Origin of the sequence: Mesorhizobium sp. B2-4-13 (assembly GCF_006658535.1) — a bacterium.
In the GTDB taxonomy this organism is placed as follows: domain Bacteria; phylum Pseudomonadota; class Alphaproteobacteria; order Rhizobiales; family Rhizobiaceae; genus Mesorhizobium; species Mesorhizobium australicum.
Window position 1 is genome coordinate 182421 of the sequence record NZ_VFVB01000012.1, and the last position, 19637, is coordinate 202057.

Consider the following 19637-nt stretch of genomic DNA (forward strand, 5'->3'; position numbering starts at 1 on the left):
CGCAGACCTTGGGGTGAAGCCATGACGCGCTCCCTACGGCATTACGGAAGGCCAGCTGTCTATTGACGAACCCCATTTTGGGTAAAGGGAGCTAGGGCTCCCCCGCCAGAACACTGCAATATAAGCGAATTCTCGTTTACCAGTGATAAGTCACAAACGGTAGCCGAGGGAGGGCTTGGGTTCGGCTCCGAAAGCCCAGGGGTCTGCGCCCGATCATTCGCCAAGGCGAAGCTGGCATCATCAACAACAGCGAAATGTAGGAGTCCAAGGCCAGGTCCAACAAAGCTCTTGGCCTTCATGGCAGCGTCTTCTTTTTGTCGCTCGGCGTCGCCTGAGGTGAGGCCCGCGTTCTGGTGCTGAGGGGCACGGGCTGATTGTTGTTCGATGGAATGTACCCCTGCCCCTTGTTGGAGGGCAGCGGCTGTCGAGGACACCACCCCTCAAGGGAGGATCGCCCTCTCGCAGACGGCATCTCGCGAAAACGCTGCGATGATCGCCTCGAGCGAGACATTCAGTGCGTTGGAAAAGGTCCTGCCCTTCTGCCAAATCGCCACGTAGTGGTAGAGTGCGGACGGTTCCACCGGTTTTGCTTCGAGGCTAAACGCCGCGTACTCACGCGCAATGATCTCATTGGTTATTGAAATGCCTAGGCCAGCCGAAACGTATCCGGCTTCGTGACCGTTGCAATCGAATTCCACCAGGATGTCCGGCTCAACGCCGGCGAAGCGCAAGGCATTGAAATTCATTTGGTGGGCGGCGAATTGCGGATCGATATCGACGATCGTTTCGCCTGCCAGGTCGTGAGCCTCGATACAGGTCTGTTTTGAGAAGCGATGGTCGGGATGGAAAATGCATACGTTGCGCGCTGACCCAAGGGGCGCCCATTCAAACAGACTTGGGTCCAGGGGCAATCTCGATATTCCAAGATCTGCTCGCCCAGCCAGGATGTGCTCGCCGATCTGCTCGTAGCTTCCAGAAATCGACCGGACATTCGAAGCGGTCTTTGAGTGGATAGTCGCCACGACCTTGGGCAAGGTCACGAAACCGAAAACGGAGGGTGCAGCAATTGCAATCCTCTGCTTTTCCTCATTCTTCATTGCGAAGATCGACGCTTCCAGGCGATCCAGGGACGTCAGGGCAAGTTCTACGTTTCGCAGGAGTTCCCAGGCTTCCTGCAAGGGGACGATGCGGTTGGCTGATCTCTTGAAGAGAGTGATGCCAAGGGTGGTCTCGAGTTGCTTCACATGTTGACTGACGGCCGGCTGGCTTATCCCAAGTGCTGCCGCCGCTCGCCTTGTCGAACCGGCCCGCAACACTTCTCGGAAAACCTTCAGTTGACTCAGCATGCGCCGAATCTGATGCGGCTCCTTCGACCAGGAATGCTCAAGGGCTTCCCAGATCTGTTCCTGGCGGGCGTGATCGTCGTTCACGGTGAAGGCCATGAGTTGCTCGAGCTTCATGCCGTCCTGCTCGTAAACATCGAGCAGCTTCGGCGAGACCTTGGCAAGCCGCAAACGCTGCTGGACGAACGCGGCAGACACGAAGAAGCGCGCGGCGATCTCTTCGTGGCTGGCGCCCTGGTCGTGCAGGGTCTGGAAGGCGCGGAACATGTCGACGGGATGGAGATCCTCGCGCTCGAAATTCTCGGCCAGCGAATCCTCCTCGATCGCCACCACGCTGTGGGCGTCGGTGACGACGCAGGGCACCGGCTCGGTCTTGGCCATGCGCTTCTGCCTGACCAGCAGTTCCAAGGCGCGATAGCGGGCGCCCACCGGCAGGCACTTCGAACATGCCCGTCTCGTTGCCCTTTCCATCCAGCATCGGCCGGACGTTGAGGCTCTGGAGCAGGCCGCGCCGCCCGATTGAGGCGGCGAGGTCCGCGATTGTTTCCCCGCGCTTGATACGCCGGACATTGGACTGGCTCAACTTCAGCTTGTTGAAGGGGATGTCGCGCGAGGCATTGAGAGTAATCTTCTGCTTGGGCGTAGCCATGGGAATTATCTCCGAGACGGGCGGCCGGGACTCTCTCGACCTGCTGCTCGCGATGCAGCATCGCGTGCATCAAATTCGCACTGCTAAACGTTTGGCGGCGACCACGAAAAGTAGGATAAGCCCCCAGGCTGTGAGCGCCAGGTGAGGGCTTAGCCCGATGATGTTGAAGCCGCTGGCGATGACTTGAAGAATGATGAGCGCGACGAACAGGCCTGCGATCTTTCCAAAACCACCATACGGATCGATCCCGCCCAAGATGGCAGCGAGAACCGTTATCAAAAGATAGGATTGTGCGATCTCGGCCCCGGCTGAATTGAACCGGGCCATCATGACAATAGCCGCAAGCCAGCACAGCAGGGAAGACAGGACATAGACCCAAATTAGCACTCGGCCCGTGTCAACACCCGAATACCTGGTCGCCTCGGGGTTGGATCCGATCATGTGCATGCGGATGCCAAGCGCCGTGCGGGTAAGCAGCACATGAATGATTATCGCCACGACCGTGAACAGCAGGAACGAGGTGGGTACGCCCAGCACGGTTTCGTTGGACACCGCGATCAAAGCCTCGGGAAAGCCTGACACCGTGCGTCCGCGCGTGCAGTAAATGCTGATTCCATGAAGGAGCGTCATCGTGCCAAGCGTGACCAGGATGGGATGAACGCCGGCGTACGCGACGAGGAAGCCGGTGATCAGCCCGATCAGTGCGCAAAGCGCCAGCCCTGCCAGCAAGGCAGCCGTCATCCATAGAGCGAGGTCAAGGCCCGCGGCGTCCGGCGGCATCAGCGAGGTTAAGATCCAGGCCATCAGCAGGCCCGCCAGATTGGCGGTGGCGATGATTGCAAGATTGATGCCGCCCGAAATCAGCGGAATTGCCATCGCCAGCGACAGAAGGCCGAGTTCGGGCAGTTGGAACATCATCGCCTGCAGCGTCGCGCCGCGCAGGAAGGTGCCCGGTTCCAGGATCGAAAAGACAGCCATCAATGCCACGAGGAGTGCAAGCAGGCCGCTCTTGCCCATGACCGGCTGGCGCAAGAGCGCCATCACACTGTCGAACTGGCTGTTGAGCTGGCGCACCCTTTGCTCCGACACCGGATTCCCTCAACCTACCTGGACACGTTGCCGTCGAGTGGAACGCTTTTCAGCGTATCCGGTCATCACGATTGAGACCAGGATCGCCAGGCCGGTGACGACGCCGAAGAAATAAGAGGAAATACCGAGAAGATTGAGCCCGTTCTGCAACATGGCCAGGAAGAGCACGCCAAGCAGGACACCGGCCATCGATCCCTTTCCGCCGACGAGGCTGGCGCCGCCGAGGATGGCTACGGCAAGCACATTGAGCTCCTGCCCGGCCATTGCGGTCGGAACAGCCTGGTGAACGCGATAGGCCTGGATGAACCCGCCGACCGCCGCGAGAAAGCCAAGGTAGCCATAGGCAAAGAGCTGGACGCCGAGCACGTTGATTCCAATGCGGCTTGCCGCTTCCGGGTTGCCGCCAAAGGCGTAAACCTGCCGGCCGAGCCGTGTGTGCTTCATCAGAAAGTGCGTGAGCAGCACCACCGCCAGCATGACGAGGGTGGGTAGGCCGATCTTGACCACGTCGCCCGAGGCAAGGACTGTCCGGAAGACAACGATGGGTTCGGCCCACCAGTCGGGCAGATTGTAGATCTCATGCGCATCGGTGATGTAGATCAGGAGCGCGTAGTAGATGCTCGATGTCGCGATAGTGATGATGATCGAGCCGACGCGCAGAAAATGCGCGAGAACCGCGTTCAGCGCGCCAAGTGCGGTACCAAAGGCTGCCGCGATCACCAGCGTCGGAATGACCGGCATTTCGTAGGCGGTGGCGAGCGTCGCTGCCAGATATTGGGCGGCCGCCGCCGTGGCCGTGAACGAAATGTCAATGCCGCCGCAGACCAGGACGACGAACACGCCGGCGGCCAGGATCGCTATCACCGAATAAGCCTCGACGAGGTTCACAAGGTTCGACGCCGTCAGGAAGTGGGAAGACGACGCTGTGAGAATAATGGCCGTCACGATGATGGCTGAGCCAAGGGCGCATTCGGGCTGCCCGAAAATGGTCGAAAGCAGTCTAGGCATGCACCGCCTCCGAGAGCCGGGCTTCGGCGACCGAGCCGGGCAAGAACTCGCCGACGATGCGGCCCTGTCGCATGTGAAGTACGCGGTCACTATTGAAATACACTTCCGGCACCTCGTCCGAGATCAGCAGGATGCTCATTCCTTCCCGCGCAAGCGACCTGATCAGCGAGTGGATGCCGGCCTTGTTGCGAATGTCCACGCCGATTGTCGGGCCGTCGAGAATGAGCACCTTCGGGTTGGTTGCCAGCCATTTGGCAAGAACGACGCGCTGCTGGTTGCCACCCGACAGCGTCTGGCTGGCGGCCTCCACGCTTGCGGCGCGAATCTTCAATTGCTCGACCCATGACTTCGCCAAGGCTGCCCGGCGACCGAACGGCACCATGCCGAACCGGTCACTGAGCGATTTCAGCACGGTGATCGCGATGTTGTCGGCTATCGATTGGCGCAGGTTCACCCCCAGTGCGAGCCGGTCTTCCGAGGCATAAGCAATGCCTGCCGATATCGCCGCCTTATTGGAGCGCACGCGAACGGGATGTCCACCGACCAGGATCTCGCCGCGATCGAGTTTGGTCATGCCGAAAAGCGAGAGCGCCAGTTCGGTCCGGCCGGCGCCAAGAAGGCCGATCAGGCCGAGGATCTCACCTTCGCGGATAGTGAAGGACACGTCCTCAAATTCCCCGACACGGGTCGCGCCCCTTACTTCGAGCACCGGCTTTCTTTCGTTGACGGGGCGCGCCGAAACCTTGTTCTCCAGGCTTTCGCCGGTCATCAGCTCGGCGATGCGGTTGTCGTCGATCTCGCGGGCGGGAAAGGTGCCGACCTTCTTCCCATCGCGCAGCACGGTGACACGCTCGGCGATTTCGGTGACCTCTTCCAGCCGGTGGCTGACGAAAACGATGCTGATGCCCTGCGCCTTCAGCCTGCGGACGGTGGCCAGCAGCAGGTCGACCTCGTGGCGCGTCAGCGAGGCGGTCGGCTCATCCATGAACAAGACGCGCGCGTTGGAAGCGATGCCCCGGCATATCGCCACGATCTGCCGCTGCGCGACCGACAGCCTGCCGACCCGCAGATCGAGGGGAAGTTGAGTATCCAGGCGCTCCAGCGCTGCCTTGGCGACTTTGTGCATTTCGGCCCGGGGCGGCAGCTTCAGGGGGGCTGACAATTCCAACCCGATGCCGATGTTCTCCTCGACCGTGAGGTTCGGAAACAGTGACAGGTCCTGGAAGATCACCTGGATGCCGAGCGCTCTCGCTTGCTGCGGCGTCAGCCGGGCATGGGCTGTCCCGTCGACGGTGATCGAGCCGCCGGCATCAGGCGCGTGGACGCCAGAGAGGATCTTGATCAAGGTGGACTTGCCGGAGCCATTCTCGCCGACCAGGCAGTGCACTTCGCCGGCCGCGATCGACCAATCGATCGCGTCCAATGCCCGCGTCCCGCCAAATTGCTTGCTGATCCTGGACAATGTGAGGAGGCTTGCGTCGCCGGCGGAAGGGCTATTCATCAGCTGACCTGCTTTTATCCGCCGCCGGATTCTCGAAAGGCAAGCGAACACAACGTCCCATCCCCGACTGGACTGGGATCTTGCCGACTGCCCATCGGATACCGTGGGTCCGCTCCGACATCTGTCTGGTCAGATCACCTTGGCCCATTCATCGATGGTCTTCGGGTTAAGGTCGATCTGCTTGTTGGCCCGGATGACATGGCTCAAGGCGTCGACCTCACAGGGGCCCATGCCCGGGATGTCGACGCCGTTCTTGATCTCCGTGCCGGCCGCGACCGTGTTGCCGAGCGCGACCATTGCATAGCCTGAATCGACTGGGTTCCAAAGGAAGCCGCGGGTGATGGCGCCGGACTTCATCAGCTTCTGGCCCTGGCTCGGGATGAATGGCCCGACGACGATGACCTTGCCTATCTGGTCGCGGTCGCTGACGGCATTGCCCGCGCCGATCGGCCCGTTTGCACCGAAGATCAGGAACCCCTTCAAATCGGGATTTGCCTGCATCTGGTCCATGGCGGTCTTGTAACTGTCGTCGACGCTGTTCGAGACACCGAAGCGGTCGCCTACCTGCTGCATCTTGGGATATTTCTGCTTCTGAAGCTTGAGCGCGAAATCAGCCCACAGATTGTGCTGCACCACAGTCAGACCGCCGACGAAGACGACATACTTGCCCTCGCCGCCGATCGCCTCGGCAAAGGCTTCGAGGTGCGCCTCGCCAAAAGCCTTGTCCTGGATGAGTTCAATATCCCAGTCGGCGTGCTTCTGGCCGGGCGATTCATTCATGATGACCTTGATGCCAGCATCCTGCGCCCGCTTGAGGACGGGCTCGAGCGCCTTTCCGTCATTCGGCACAACGCCGATCACGTCTACCTTCTTGGCGATCAGATCCTCAATGGCCCGCACCTGCTCGGCGGGATCATCAGTCGTCGGATTGATGATCGACGCGTCGACGCCAAGATCCTTGCCAGCCTTGAGCACGCCTTTTTCGACGTTGTCGAACCACGGGATCTTTACCTTGCCTACGATGCCTATCTTGGCTGGTTCGCTGGCTGCCCGGGCCGCGGCAGGTGCCAGAGCTGTTATCACGCCTAAAGCCGTCGCGCTCTTCATGAACGTGCGGCGGGAAATGTCGCGCATGGAAAGTTTCCTCCCATTCCAAAGTGGACAGACCACTTTTAACTTGAGTCACCTTCAAACGCAAGCGCCGCGTGTTCGAGTCAGCGTCGCAGCGCAGATATTCGTGAGAGTGCGGCGACGTCGGACTCGATCATCGCGCGAGTGCTTTCCTCGATATGGTCGAGATGCGCCGACATGGCCTCAGCCGCGCCTATGGCGTCGTGATCGGCAATGGCGCGAACGATCCTTCTATGTTCGCCAAGGCTGCGGCGGATGAGGGCAATGTCCTCGGTGGCGCGGCGGCGCACATCGAGCCCCATGTTGTAGAGCCCGTAGGCTATGCGATCGAGAACCGTGTTGCCGGACATCTGCCAAAGCCTGCCATGAAACTGCGCGTCGAGAATTCTGAAACCAACAGGGTCAGCCAATACGTTCTCATGCGCGACCAGCATGCCGTTGAGCGCCTCGACATCGGTATCGCTAGGATTGACTGCCGCCTTGCGCGCGATCTCGATTTCGATGATGCGGCGGCTTTCGAAGACATCCGCCAGGTTCGACGGCGTCAACGACAGGAAGAAATCGAGCGGCGCAAGCAGGGTTCGCGCATCGAGGCTGGTGATATAGGCGCCGCCGCCATGCCGGGTGTCCACCACGCCTAGCGTCGACAGCGCCCGGATCGCCTCACGCAGGCTTGGCCTGCTGATGCGAAGGATTTCGATCAACTCGCGCTCCGACGGCAGCCGGTCTCCGGAGCGCAACATTCCGGTCCGGACCAGGTCAAGGATGCGGTTGACGACAGATTGGGCAACGCCCGTATTGCCCGACTGAAAGGTCTCGGCAATCGGATGGAGCTTCGCTTCTCCCCGCTTCGACGGCCTGTTGGGACCTTGTGTCATCAGCTTTCCCACGCCTCTGCGGGCTTGAATTCGCCCCAGCTCGGTATGGGCAGTTGTAGCCCGTTTTTGATCCAGAGAAATCGCCCGTTTATGTGGGCGGCGTTTTCACCCATCAGTCTTTCGATGAGCTCGCTCGCCTTTTCGGGATCGTCGCCACCGGTCCGCTCAACCCACGCCGCCCACTCGCGATAGCGTTCGGCGACAGGTCCGAGATCCGATACGCCGTCGCGGATATCGGCCCACATCTCCGTCTTGACGTCGCCCGGATGGATCACATTCGCCGTTACCCCAGTGCCTTCGAGCTCGGCGGCGAGATGGCGGGTGAACTGATTGAGCGCGGCCTTGCTGGTGCCATAGGCGCTGTTGATCGGCCCCGGCTCATGCAGCGCTGCGGCGGAGGTGATATTGACGATGCGCCCCCAGCGCTGGCGAACCATTGCTTCGACGAAGGCGCGGCTGGTCAGGTAAGGGCCGACCGTGTTGATCATCACCGTGTTGATCCAGGCCGCCGGATCGGTTTTCCAGACCAACTGGATAGGGCCAAAGATGCCGGCCGCGTTGATCAGGATCGATGGCGGTCCGAGGCGGCCTTCGACCTCACTTTTGATCGAGGCGACGGACTCGGCGGATGCCACATCGCCGGGGATGGCAATGCCGGATCCGCCCCTAGCTTCAATGTGCTCCAGTGTATCGTTGAGCTGGTCCATGCTTCGCGAGACCAACGCAACCCTTGCGCCGCCTCCGGCAAGCCGCATTGCAGCCAATTTGCCGATACCCCTGCCGGCGCCGGTGATCAACGCGACTCTACCCGCCAAGCCTTCCATATTTCCTCCAGCTATCGCCAGGTAAGAAATAGCGAGATCGAAGTGGTCTGTCCACTTTTTCATTTCGCATTCCTTGCTCCTCCGGCAAAACGAGTTCGGTCTGGTGGGCGGAAGTTGCGATGCTGCGGTAAACAATCGACCGTTCGAATGCAAATCATCGAAGGGTTGCGTTGGTTCTTCTGGACCATTCCGACCAGCATGGCTCGCTTCTTCTTCCTGAATTGAAAATCATTCAATGTTGGAATGGCGCCATCAGGATTCGCACCGTTTTCGAATATGGATTCCAATCTGCGACGGCATGCCTTGATTCTTTGGAAAATGATTTCGTTGAGGTGGCGCGATTCCGTTGCTAGCATTTGAAACGCTTCAATAGGAGCTAGGCTATGCTACGCAAGCGCCCCACCATAGCGGATGTCGCACGAACCGCCGGCGTTTCCATCGGCACGGTTTCGAATTTCATCAACGGGACCGCAGCCCTCAAGGACGGCACACGAGATCGTATCGAAAAGGCTGTTGCCGCCTTGATGTACAGGCCTAGTTCCTTTGCGCGTTCCCTGCCCGGCCGAGCGGCGCAACGAGTGAAGAATGTCGACCATTTGCCCAGGCTTCTGGTTGCGGGACGAGTGAGCATCGACTTCCTATGCCGAATCGAGGTGCTCCCGCATCGCGACGACCGGATCACGGCAAGCCACATCGAAAAAGCATTGGGCGGTCCCGCGGCCAATCTTGCGGTTGCCGCAGCCGGCGTCGGCTCACCCTATGAACTTGACGTGGAACTGGCGACAGCGGTCGGCCAGGACGCGGAGAGCGACTGGGCGATGGTCGAGCTTTCCAAACTGGGTGTCCACGCCCTGCCAATCCGCAGCACGCCCAACAACCGTCTCTCGCAGGCGATCGTCATCATCGAGCGCAACGGCAGCCGGACCATTATCAGCGAACCATTCGAACTCGGCGAGGTCGACCTGACAGCCAACCTCGATGTCCAACCCGAGCAGCGCCCGGCCTGCCTGCATATCGAAGGCTTCCATTATGAGACGATGACTGCCTCCATCGCCCGTTTTCATCAGGCCGGCTGGAAGGTGAGCCTGCATTCGGCCGGCCTGCCGAGAAGCGCGCGCAAACCGGAAGTCTTTGCCCAGATGGTCAAACAGATCGACCTGACCTTCATCAACGATGTGATGATCCGCGAGATCTACGCATTTGGCACGCGCATGGCGACCATGATCGACGAAGTGCGGCAGATGCTGTCACGCATCAAGCCGCGTGGCACGGTCGTGCTTACCCTCGGCGAATTCGGCGCGGTCGTCTTCCCGGCAACCGGCGGGCCGCAAATCGAAGTGCCGGCACTAACCGTCAACCGGGTGGATGCGACCGGTGCAGGCGACAGCTTCGCAGGCATCTTCCTCAGTCTGTGGCTGCATGGCGCATCGCTGGAAACAGCAGCCCGCTACGCAGCGATCGGCGCGAGCCTGACGACAACCGTCGAGGGTGCGCAAGGCTACATCGCCGACTTCGCGACATTGAAGGCCACCGCTTCGGCAAATGTCGTGATGGCAAGTTAGCTCAATGCCTTACCGGGTCCAAAGCATCCGGCAGGCGACCAACAAGGCAATATCGGGAGAACATGGTCATGGCGAAAACGAAAGTCCTTTTGGTCGGCGAGAGCTGGATGAGTTCGGCCACCCACTACAAGGGCTTCGACCAATTCGGCAGCGTTACCTTCCATCTCGGCGCGACGCCGCTGGTCAACGCCCTGAAGGAAACTGAGTTCGATCTTGAATACATGCCGGCGCACGAAGCCGTAGAACAATTGCCTTTCACCATGGACGGCCTGTCGCACTACAAGGCGATCGTGCTCTCCGATATCGGCGCCAACTCGCTGCTGCTGCATCCCGATGTCTGGCTGCACGGCAAGACAGTACCCAATCGGCTCAAGCTCTTGCGCGACTGGACGCAAGGCGGCGGCGGTCTAATCATGATCGGCGGCTATTTTAGCTTCCAGGGCATCGACGGCAAGGCCCGCTGGCATCGCACCGCTGTTGAACATGCACTGCCGGTGACCTGCCTCCCCAATGACGACCGGCTCGAAATCCCGGAGGGCTTCCGGCCTGAGATTACCGGCCCCAGGGATCATCCAATCTTTGCCGGCATTGAGGGCGAGTGGCCGATCCTGCTCGGCGCCAACGAAGTTGTCGCTCGTGATCGCGCGGATGTCGAGGTCCTGGCGCGGCTTCCGCAGGACCAAGGCGGCCATCCACTGCTTGTCACCGGGCGTCATGGCCAAGGCCGCACGCTGGTCTGGACATCAGACATCGGGCCGCACTGGCTGCCGAACAGCTTCGTAGAGTGGCCCGGCTACACCAGCCTTTGGACCAACGTGCTGCGCTGGATCAGCAAGGCCGTGTAGCCAATCCGCAACCGCGGGAGGAACCGCCATGACACCACCCTTTCTTGTCGCCCGGAACATCGCCAAGCGATTCGGCGCTCTGACAGCGCTTGCCAATGTCGACCTGGAAATTCGGCCCGGCGAGGTGCTTGCGCTGCTTGGCGACAATGGCGCGGGCAAATCGACCTTCATCAAGATTCTGGCGGGCGCCCATCCGCCGAGCGACGGCGAGCTTCTCATCGAGGGCAACGCCGTCGCGTTCTTTTCGCCCAAGGATGCAGCCTCATCCGGCATCGCAACGATCTTCCAGGAACTTGCGCTTTCGGAGAACCTGTCGATCGCAGAAAACGTCTTTCTCGGACGAGAATTGAAACGCTCCATTTTGGGCATTCCCTTTCTGAGGCGAAGGGAAATGCGCCAGCGCGTCGACGGTCTTCTGCAGGAACTCGACGCCCATATCACGGACCCTGAAGCCCCTGTCGGCAGCCTGTCAGGCGGTCAGCGCCAGGCCGTTGCCATCTGCCGGGCTCTTAATCTCAACGCCAAACTGGTCATAATGGATGAGCCGACGGCCGCCCTTGCCGTCGCAGAGACCCGCAAGGTGCTGGCGCTGACACGGCGGCTTGCCGCGCGCGGCTGCGCCGTTGTCCTCATAAGCCACAACATTTCCGAAGTCTTCGAGGTTGCCGACCGGATCGTGGTGTTCCGGCGCGGCCGAAAAGTGGCCGAACGGATGGCCACCGAAACCAACCACGAAGAAGTCGTTTCGCTCATAACAGGCGCCCATCCCGACGTGCGGGCGCTCGAAAAAACAAACTGAAACGCACGTCATTCCAGAGAGGATCAAGACAATGCTTTCACCATTCAAAAAGGCGCTAGCTGTCTCCGTGCTGTCACTCGCCGTTGTCACGGGAGCGCATGCGGCGGACAAGAAAAGGATCGCCTTCGTCCCGCAACTAATCGGCATTCCCTATTTCAACGCCATGGAAGCCGGCGGCAATCGCGCCGCCAAAGATCTGGGCGTTGATTTCGTCTACTCAGGCCCGGTCGACACCAATCCGGTCGACCAGTTGCAGATCGTGCAGAATATGATCGACCAGGGCGTCGAAGCGATCTCAGTCAGTGTGCTTGATGCCTCGAGCATCGCGCCCGTAGTCGAGAGCGCCAAGGCGAAGGGCATCAAGCTATTCACCAGTGACAGCGATGCGCCCGACAGCGGGCGCGCAGTCTATGTGGCGCAGGCGACCGACGAGGGGCTTGGCACCACAATCATCGACGAACTCGTCAAGCGCGTCGGGGAGGACGCCACAATCGGCATCGTCTCCGGCGAGGCAACGGCGTCCAACCTCAACGCCTGGATCGGCTTCATGCAGAAGGAAGCTACCGCCAAATATCCGAAGCTGAAGTTGCTCGAACCGCAGTATGCCGGAGGCACGGCTGAGCGCGCCGCGCAGATCTCAGGCGATCTCATGGCCGCCAACCCCGATATCAAGGCCATCATCGCCGTTGCGTCCTCGACCTGCCCGGGTGTTGCCCAGGCCATTGAAACCGCCGGCAAGATCGGCTCTGTGATCGGCACGGGTTACTGCAGCCCTAACACCGCCCGCTCCTATCTGAAGAGCGGCGCCTTCGGCTTCACCGTGCTGTGGGACCCCGAACAGCTCGGCTATCTGACCGTCTGGGCCGGCAAGCAGCTGATCGACGGCAAGAGTTTCGAGGCCGAAAACAAGATTGCCGGCCTGGAGAAGCCCGCCACCTATGACGCGACGAAAGGCATCCTGCTACTCGGGCCGCCGGCTATCTTCACCAAGGACAATGTCGACAAGTTCAACTTCTGAGCCCAACGTGAACGCGGTGCGGCAGATGGAATTGGTGTCTTCTCCATGAACGGGCGGGAGTGGTCTCTGCTTGTTGCCTGTTTGCTGGCGATCGTCATCTTCTCTGTCGCATCGCCGCACTACGCCACCTTAGGCAACGCAGTCACTGTCCTGCGCAACGCCGTTGAGCTTCTGCTGATCGGCCTCGGCATGACTTTGCTGCTCGCGATGGGCGGCATCGATGTGTCCATCGGCATTGTCATGGGTCTCGCGGCCATCGCCATCGGCCGCATCCTCGGCGCTGGAGGCACGCCATTCCTGGCGCTAATTGCCGGGCCCTCGGTCGGCGCGTTGCTGGGATGTGTGACGGCTGCCGTTGTCGTCGTCGGCCGCGTTCCGGCGATCGTCGGAACGCTTGGCCTGCTCGGCGTCTACCGCACGGCCGTGTTCGCCCTGCTTGGCGGACAATGGCTTTCCGGCCTGCCCTCCAGCCTCACCGATCTGCTCGCGGCGACAGTGCTTGGGGTTCCCGTCCCTGCCCTGGTGATCGCCGTTGCCTATCTCGTGGTCTGGCTGGCGCTGCGGCGAACGCCCTATGGGTTGCACCTGCTGGCGATCGGCAATTCGGAGGAAAAGGCACGGCTTTCGGGAATCCCAGTGACCAAGGTCTGCTTCGTGACCTTTGTCATCAGCGGCGTGCTGACCGGCATCGCAGCGACGTTCTATGTCGCGACCTACCGCAACGTGGAAATGTCGATCGGCAGCACATTGGCGCTGGATTCTATTGCCGCGGTCATTCTCGGCGGCACGAGCATATTAGGCGGCCGGTGCAGCCTCATCGGCACCGTGCTTGGCGTGCTGTTGCTCAGAATCCTCCAGAACGGCCTACTCCTGGTCGGGGTTCCTTCGCTCTGGCAGCCCGTCGTCACCGGCGCTCTCATCATTGGCGTGCTTGGCTTCGAAGCTGTGTCCAACCAACTTCCTCTGGCCCGGTTCCAGCGGGCCCGCACATGAAAACGCTCCGGAACCTGCAAGGCCCGGCCCTTACCCTCGCGCTTCTGTGCACGCTCTGGCTGATCGTGATTGTCGGCCTGCTGGCGCTGAAGCCTTCCGTCTTCAATCTCAGTACAGTTACCAACGTCCTCCAGTTCTCGACCATCCTGGCCCTGGTCGGCCTCGGCCAGGGTCTGGTCATCCTCGCTGGCGGAACCGGCATAGACCTGTCGGTCGGCGGCGCAGTTTCGCTGTCAGCCATCATCGCCATGCTGTCGCTCAAACTGGGGTTGCCACCGGTCTTGCTGCCAGCCGTCTGCATCCTGGCCGGTGCGCTACTCGGCGCCCTCAACGGATTGCTGGTGAACAGCTTGGCGCTGTTGCCCTTCATCGGCACGCTCGGAACATTCTTCGTGTATTCTGGCGTGGCGCTTGCCGTCAGCGGCGGCGCAGCCCAGTCTGGCGTGCCCGCCTGGCTGCTCCTGTGGGGGCGCGGTGTCGTGGCGGGCATTCCCGTGCCCTTCCTCACCCTTGCCATTCCATGCTTCGCGCTGGCGGGCCTCGTACTGATGGTGACGGCCTGGGGGCGCTGGATCTACGCGATGGGCTTCAATGAACGCTCGGCCAGGCTGGTCGGCATTCCTGTAGAGCGCGTGCGCTTCATCCTCTATGTGTTGAGCGGCGCGCTGGCTGGTGCCGCCGGTCTTGTTTCACTCGCCTGGCTCGGCAGCGGTAGACCCAATATCGGTCAGAACCTGGAACTCGAATCGCTCACGGCCGCCATGCTGGGAGGCATCGCCATCACCGGCGGACGGGGCGGCGTTGGCGGCGTGTTCGCGGCCGTGCTGTTGCTGGTCACGCTGAAGACTGGCCTTCTGCAATTGAACATCAACACGGTTTGGCAGGTGGGAATTGTCGGCGCCCTTCTGGTGCTGGTCCTGCTAGCCGACCGGCTTTCCCAACGTTGGAGATCATAATGCCTTCCATGCAAGAGACCATCGCCGCGCGTGTCGAGGCAGCGGCCGATCGCATCGTCGAGACGCTGAGTAATCTCGTCGCCTTCCCCTCGATCGTTAAGTCGGAACCGAAGGAGGCCGGCCCGGGCGAACGGGATTGCCAGCTCTACCTGCAAAAGCGCATCGAGGCGCTCGGCTTTACGACCGATCTTTGGGAACCGGATGGCCCGGCGCTCTACGAAAAATACGAGGGACGCGCCGGCGCCAACAAGGGCAGAACCTTTGATGGCCGGCCCAATCTCGGCGGCGTGCTGAAGGGCACAGGCGGGGGGCGCTCCATCATGCTTACCGGCCATATCGACGTCGTCCCGCCTGGTGCGGCTGGACACTGGACGACCGACCCGTTCCAGCCTGTGCTGCAGGACGGCTTCCTGCACGGCCGCGGCACGGTCGACATGAAGGGCGGCGTCGCCTGCATGCTGATGGCGCTCGAGATCCTCAAGGAGCTGAATGTCGGCCTTTCCGGGGATATCGTCTTCACCACTGTCGTCGATGAAGAAATCGGCGGTATGGGATCGCTCGCGATGGTCGATCGCGGCTTTCGCGCCGATGCCGGCATTATGACCGAACCGACGGCGAACAGGATCGCGCCGCTCTGCCACGGCATTTTGTGGGGCAAGATCATCATCGACGGTATAGGCGGCCATGCGGAACTCACGCCCAACGCGTGGTATTCGAGCGGCCCGGTCGATGCCGTGCAGCTTTGCCGGCAGATCCTCGACGGCATCGACATCCTCAACCGGCGCTGGATGTTCGATCCGAAGAAGAACCATCCACTGATGGACCTGCCCAACCAGATCATCGTCACCCAGATCAACGCCGGCGAGCACCCTTCGTCGATAGCTGGTCGCGGCGAGATCATCATCGATGCGCAATATCTGCCGAGCGAGCACGACGAGTTCAGGCTGGGCGGCAAGGTCAAGCGCGAGATCGAAGAGCATATTGCCAATGTCTGCCAGGCGGACCCATACTTGCGTCTACACCCTGCCCGCGTCGAATGGATCCTTGACGCCGACTGCGCCGAAGTCCCTTCGGACAGTCTGTTCGTCGGCGTATTCCAGCAGGCCGTGAAGGTCGCCAATCTGTCGCCAGCGCTCAGTGGCTTTGGCGCACACAGCGATATTGGGCTGCCCACCAGCCTCGGTAATACGCCGACCGTCAACTTCGGTCCCGGCGATCCCGCGCAAGCGCATCAACCAAATGAGCGCGTAGCGGTGCGCGACCTCATCGACTGCACAAAGGCGATCGCTATCGCTGTTGAGGAATGGTGCCGCTAGCGAAACTATGCGGACCTGTGGCTATGGTCACCTAAGATTAAGGCTCACCTTTTTGGCCCGCCATCTCGGGTGGATTGTCTTGAAGCGTTTGTTTCTTGATACTGCCGGCGCAACTCAAAGTGAAATGCGCAGCGTTAATCCCCATGTCATTCGGTAACACGAAGCCTCAGCTGAGCGTCTGCCTTCGAAGACATTACCTAAGAAAATCTTTACTCTATCTATAAGCGACTCTCGCTCGAGGGCGCGTGGAAGTAGACCGAAGAAGTCGGCGACCCCGTCGTAGATCTCGCCGGTGAAGGTGCCGCCCGACGTCTTGTCGCAATTCGTCGGGATGGTGATCCATGCCTTGGTGATCCGAACGCGCCGGCGATGATAACCGTCAATCGATCGCTCGTGGTTGACGCACCGTTGAGCTCGAGCGAGAGCTCCTGCTGATCCATGGCCTGGTCGCCATATTGGTCAATCGACTGGTAGTCGACGGATTCGGACGCGGACCGCTCGAGGATGGCCTTCCGGTTCTTGAAGATGGAGCAGGCGATGTCGAGATCGACCCACTTCGAGCGGAACACGTAACGCGCGTCCTTCAGATCCATTTCCGTGGCAGAGCTATCCCACAGAAGGTTGCGCCAGCTTTCGTAGCGCGAGTACAAGGGCTCGTCCTCATCCTCGTCACCACGGAGTCGGCCGACATCGAGGCCTTCATCACCTGCTCGCGCAGATGCTGTTTGCCGGTCTCGAGGGGCTTGGACTGCGCACGATATTCCGAGGCTGGGAGCTCGCCGTCGTCGAACTTCTTCGCCAGATCATCGAGCTTGGTGTCGAAATCGGCGATCTTGGCCTGCGCGTCCGCCGGAGCCTTGTAGACCGGGAACGCCGGCGCAGCAGCGGCCGCCGGCTGAGCAGCTGCGGGCGCTGACTTCGGCGCCGGGGCGTCACCTGGTTTCGGCGCGGCCGCTGCAGCGGCGGCGGCGTTTGCCGCCTCGACGGTGGCAGCGCCCATGCAGCGCTCAGCAAGACGATGCGTGAGGCGCTCGGCGTGAAGGAGCCAACGCCAAAGCCGACGCCCAAACCTGCCGCGAGCGCAAGATCCCGCCATCGCTGGCGTTCCAGACAGCTTCGGGCAAGCTGTCGGCCGACGATCAGGAACGCTATTTGGCGCAATAGGCACGAACGGGGGTTTCGATGCTGACGTTATCGGTTCGGATCGGCCAGGCGGTGCAGATCGGCGGCCTGGGGGATCAAGATGGAGGATAAGACCGGCCGCCGGGTGCGCTTGGTCTTTGCCGGCAATTTCAGCCCGATCAGGCTGATCGCCGATGCCATCATACCGGCACGTTTCACGCTGGGGATACTGGCGAGCCGCGTCCGGTGGTTGGGCAAAGCCAGGCGGCTTAGAACTACCGGGTCATGGCGCGCTTCCTTGGTAGGAATCGAACGCAAAATAGCACTTGATCTAACTATTTAGGTGGTCTTATAAAAATCAACGTTCCCCATTGCTTTCTAGCGAGGCATGCGATGGATAACGTGGTTCCGTTCCGCAATGTGTCGGCTCGTGTAGAGTTGGCGGAAGTCTCTGGCGAATGGCTCGTTCGCGTCACCGAAAACGCCCAAGAGCTTACCCGATCATTTGAACTGGAATCATTCGCGCTGTCCTTTGCGGAAGGCCAGCGGATACGGCTAGGATTGCGTACAATCACCCGGATATAGAGCCTTTGGCGCCAATTTCAGCCCGATCAGGCTGAACGCCAGGCGCTTCCTTGGTATGAAATCGACATTGAATTGCTTGGGGACCCGCTTCAAATAGAGGTACTTAAAGTCTTAGCTATTGGGAGGTAGCTATGATTGAAAGTCATACAGACATTGCGCGGGCGATGATCGACGCCACCTTTGTCTCGCGCCACCGCTCTATAAGTGACATCGCTTCGCTTCGTCGTGATCTGGACCAGTCCCGGCGGGCAGTTGCTGCGTCACGCGATCTTCTAAAGCGGTTGCGCCAGCGGAAGATTGACGAGGGGACCAGAGAGGTCGAGGAGCATCGCGTGTCCGCGTTCGATGCAGACATTCTCCGCAAGGTCTTTCAGGATTTCGTTATGGAGACGAAGACACCGGAGCGTGAATGGCGCAACGTAGCCAGGAGCATCGTTTACGAGTTTACCTGGTGCGAGCGTGTTGATGCCGGCTTGTTGGACTGGATCGTCAGGAAGTAAGGCGCTGTTGGTCCGCACCGGAAATCTCAGGCGGGAGCTAACTCTGTGACCAGTCGGCGGTACTCGGCCTCTGGCAGACCGTAGCTGCGGCCCGCCAAAGCCACTAGCCCCGCTCGATCCCGTATTGTGACCTCTCCTCGTCGGGCTTGAATCAGCCCCTGCCCCTCTAGCACCTGGAGCGCCAGCGTCACGCCCGGGCGCCTCACCCCAAGCATGATCGAAAGGAAAGCATGCGTGATCGCCAGCCGGTTGCCAATGACGCGGTCCGCACACATCAGCAGCCATCTTGCCAGTCTTTCGTCAATCGTGCAGCGCACATTGATTAGGGCGGTGTAAGTCGTCTGGACATGAAGGGCGAGAACATATCGCAGGAGGAATGTCCGAAGCGTGTTGCTTTGGCTCAATACGGTCACGAACGCCGCCGCATCCATCCTCAGCCCCTCGCACGTCATTTGCACAAAGCAGTCGTGCGTGGCCTGATGATCACCCATGATCAAAGCCGACCCGGTCATGCCTTCGAAGCCGATCACTCCAACTTCGGCGTCGTAGCCTTCCCCGGTGCTCGCGACGACCGAGGCTAGCCCACTTTCAACAAAGTAGACAAATTGGATCTTTTCGCCGGCTTTTTCCAAAGACGCGCGCAGATCCAGGCGAACGCTTTCGAGATGCGGCTCTATTAGCTCGAAGTCAGCCTGATTTATCCGTTGCAGAAGCCAACTTCTGCTTCGCTCGACCTGCTCGTGCATCGCTCTGCTCCAAGGGGGCAAGAGCACGCGTTCTCCCAGTCGTCCGCGCCCAAAACGTATCAAACGATACTGCTGTATACGCGCTACGAAATCAGAAATCCGCTCGTGTACGATTGAGACATTCCAGCCCGTCGTGTGCGGAACTTACGGTTGGAGTCATATAGCTGTGGCGTTATCGAGCCTGGCGCAGCGTTACAGCGCCGCCCCCTAAGTTCGCTGACCAGGCCTGCGCGCAACCCACCCAGGCGTTCACCCGTTGACCCATGCTGGTTGATTCCAGCGCACTCCTGCACTTGCCCCGCTACTGATTTTTCCTTGCGGCGGGAACCGATTGTAGCGGCTCTAGTTGACTTCCCAGCGCCCCCCGGACAGAGGCGCCCGAGAGTTGTTCGGACAGCTTTCAAACGAAGCCCGCCACCGTTCCCTCAGTGGCGGGCTTTAGCGTGTTTAGCCGCGGCGAGGTGGATTTGAGTACCTACGTGAGACAGCGTATGGCTGAAATCAAAGATGATTCCAACCTTCGCAGGCGCCCGCGAGCTAAGGGCCGGCCTTCCCTAAGGCAGCTCTCCGCTGCCTCGCGGCTACTCGCAACGCTGGGCTTCCGCAAGCGGTTGCTGATCCTGGTTCATCTGATGGATGGTGAGAGATCGGTATCGGAGCTGGTCTCTTTGATCGGCGGGACACGGGACTGTCAAGAATCTTGTGCGTGAGGCCATGATGATGGAAAGGAGAATCATCGCATGGCTATTGAGAAGGAACTTCTGGACCGTTT

At 60.5% G+C, this 19637-nt stretch carries 20 protein-coding genes and 1 pseudogene; 8 read left to right on the forward strand and 13 right to left on the reverse strand.

Annotated elements, in window-relative coordinates; translation table 11 throughout:
• Window positions 1-440 precede the first annotated feature (440 nt).
• The 9 genes and pseudogenes from FJ936_RS27000 to FJ936_RS30615 all read right to left on the reverse strand — a co-directional run bounded on the left by FJ936_RS27000 (window position 441) and on the right by FJ936_RS30615 (window position 8779).
• Window positions 441-1346: a LysR family transcriptional regulator gene (locus FJ936_RS27000; RefSeq protein WP_141907187.1), complete on the reverse strand. Its 906-nt coding sequence runs from the start codon at window positions 1344-1346 to the stop codon at window positions 441-443.
• Window positions 1335-1992, reverse strand: a pseudogene (locus FJ936_RS30610) (ParB/RepB/Spo0J family partition protein); the annotation flags it as partial. The gene FJ936_RS27000 and the pseudogene FJ936_RS30610, both read right to left, overlap by 12 nt.
• A 69-nt stretch (window positions 1993-2061) precedes the next feature.
• The gene (locus tag FJ936_RS27005; RefSeq protein WP_141907170.1) at window positions 2062-3066 is read right to left on the reverse strand and encodes an ABC transporter permease; all 1005 of its coding nucleotides are present in this window, start codon (window positions 3064-3066) and stop codon (window positions 2062-2064) included.
• Between the two features lie 24 nt (window positions 3067-3090).
• Window positions 3091-4089 (reverse strand): ABC transporter permease, encoded by a 999-nt coding sequence (locus FJ936_RS27010; RefSeq protein ID WP_141907171.1) that lies wholly within the window; start codon window positions 4087-4089, stop codon window positions 3091-3093.
• A complete protein-coding gene (locus tag FJ936_RS27015; protein WP_348643173.1) occupies window positions 4082-5512 on the reverse strand; it encodes a sugar ABC transporter ATP-binding protein in 1431 nt (476 codons plus the stop codon). The genes FJ936_RS27010 and FJ936_RS27015 overlap by 8 nt, the downstream gene beginning before the upstream one ends.
• A gap of 207 nt (window positions 5513-5719) precedes the next feature.
• Complete coding sequence (locus FJ936_RS27020) at window positions 5720-6724, reverse strand: substrate-binding domain-containing protein (RefSeq protein WP_246680547.1); 1005 nt, start codon at window positions 6722-6724, stop codon at window positions 5720-5722.
• A gap of 80 nt (window positions 6725-6804) precedes the next feature.
• Complete coding sequence (locus FJ936_RS27025) at window positions 6805-7599, reverse strand: FadR/GntR family transcriptional regulator (RefSeq protein ID WP_141907173.1); 795 nt, start codon at window positions 7597-7599, stop codon at window positions 6805-6807.
• The gene (locus tag FJ936_RS27030) at window positions 7599-8486 is read right to left on the reverse strand and encodes an SDR family oxidoreductase (protein ID WP_348643174.1); all 888 of its coding nucleotides are present in this window, start codon (window positions 8484-8486) and stop codon (window positions 7599-7601) included. Before FJ936_RS27030 ends, FJ936_RS27025 begins: the two co-directional genes overlap by 1 nt.
• Window positions 8483-8779, reverse strand: coding sequence for a hypothetical protein (locus tag FJ936_RS30615; protein WP_181763172.1), 297 nt, complete (start codon window positions 8777-8779; stop codon window positions 8483-8485). Before FJ936_RS30615 ends, FJ936_RS27030 begins: the two co-directional genes overlap by 4 nt.
• 27 nt (window positions 8780-8806) lie before the next feature.
• On the opposite strand from FJ936_RS30615, the gene FJ936_RS27035 reads away from it, so the two are divergent.
• The 7 genes from FJ936_RS27035 to FJ936_RS27065 all read left to right on the forward strand — a co-directional run bounded on the left by FJ936_RS27035 (window position 8807) and on the right by FJ936_RS27065 (window position 15912).
• Window positions 8807-9985, forward strand: coding sequence for a PfkB family carbohydrate kinase (locus FJ936_RS27035; protein WP_141907175.1), 1179 nt, complete (start codon window positions 8807-8809; stop codon window positions 9983-9985).
• 68 nt (window positions 9986-10053) lie between these two features.
• Entirely contained in the window at window positions 10054-10830 is a 777-nt protein-coding gene (locus tag FJ936_RS27040) for a glutamine amidotransferase (protein ID WP_140793927.1), read from the forward strand.
• Between the two features lie 28 nt (window positions 10831-10858).
• Entirely contained in the window at window positions 10859-11629 is a 771-nt protein-coding gene (locus FJ936_RS27045; protein ID WP_140793929.1) for an ATP-binding cassette domain-containing protein, read from the forward strand.
• Between the two features lie 31 nt (window positions 11630-11660).
• A complete protein-coding gene (locus FJ936_RS27050; RefSeq protein WP_140793931.1) occupies window positions 11661-12647 on the forward strand; it encodes an autoinducer 2 ABC transporter substrate-binding protein in 987 nt (328 codons plus the stop codon).
• Window positions 12648-12692: 45 nt separating this feature from the next.
• Window positions 12693-13640: an ABC transporter permease gene (locus tag FJ936_RS27055; RefSeq protein WP_141907176.1), complete on the forward strand. Its 948-nt coding sequence runs from the start codon at window positions 12693-12695 to the stop codon at window positions 13638-13640.
• Window positions 13637-14596 carry an ABC transporter permease gene (locus FJ936_RS27060; protein ID WP_140793935.1) on the forward strand — a complete coding sequence of 320 codons (960 nt, stop codon included), beginning with the start codon at window positions 13637-13639 and terminating at the stop codon, window positions 14594-14596. The genes FJ936_RS27055 and FJ936_RS27060 overlap by 4 nt, the downstream gene beginning before the upstream one ends.
• Window positions 14596-15912, forward strand: coding sequence for an ArgE/DapE family deacylase (locus FJ936_RS27065; RefSeq protein ID WP_141907177.1), 1317 nt, complete (start codon window positions 14596-14598; stop codon window positions 15910-15912). Before FJ936_RS27060 ends, FJ936_RS27065 begins: the two co-directional genes overlap by 1 nt.
• Before the next feature lie 218 nt (window positions 15913-16130).
• Here FJ936_RS27065 and FJ936_RS27070 read toward each other — a convergent pair whose 3' ends face one another.
• The 3 genes from FJ936_RS27070 to FJ936_RS31210 all read right to left on the reverse strand — a co-directional run bounded on the left by FJ936_RS27070 (window position 16131) and on the right by FJ936_RS31210 (window position 17238).
• Window positions 16131-16505 carry a hypothetical protein gene (locus FJ936_RS27070; RefSeq protein ID WP_141907178.1) on the reverse strand — a complete coding sequence of 125 codons (375 nt, stop codon included), beginning with the start codon at window positions 16503-16505 and terminating at the stop codon, window positions 16131-16133.
• A complete protein-coding gene (locus tag FJ936_RS27075; protein ID WP_140793941.1) occupies window positions 16496-16912 on the reverse strand; it encodes a hypothetical protein in 417 nt (138 codons plus the stop codon). Before FJ936_RS27075 ends, FJ936_RS27070 begins: the two co-directional genes overlap by 10 nt.
• Window positions 16913-17103: 191 nt before the next feature.
• Entirely contained in the window at window positions 17104-17238 is a 135-nt protein-coding gene (locus tag FJ936_RS31210) for a hypothetical protein (RefSeq protein ID WP_281405758.1), read from the reverse strand.
• A 512-nt stretch (window positions 17239-17750) separates the two neighbouring features.
• Between FJ936_RS31210 and FJ936_RS27085 the strand changes: the two genes are divergently transcribed.
• Window positions 17751-18119, forward strand: coding sequence for a hypothetical protein (locus tag FJ936_RS27085; protein WP_141907179.1), 369 nt, complete (start codon window positions 17751-17753; stop codon window positions 18117-18119).
• Window positions 18120-18145: 26 nt separating this feature from the next.
• On the opposite strand, the gene FJ936_RS27090 is transcribed toward FJ936_RS27085, so the two are convergent.
• Complete coding sequence (locus tag FJ936_RS27090; protein ID WP_140793947.1) at window positions 18146-18865, reverse strand: Crp/Fnr family transcriptional regulator; 720 nt, start codon at window positions 18863-18865, stop codon at window positions 18146-18148.
• Window positions 18866-19637: the final 772 nt, after the last annotated feature.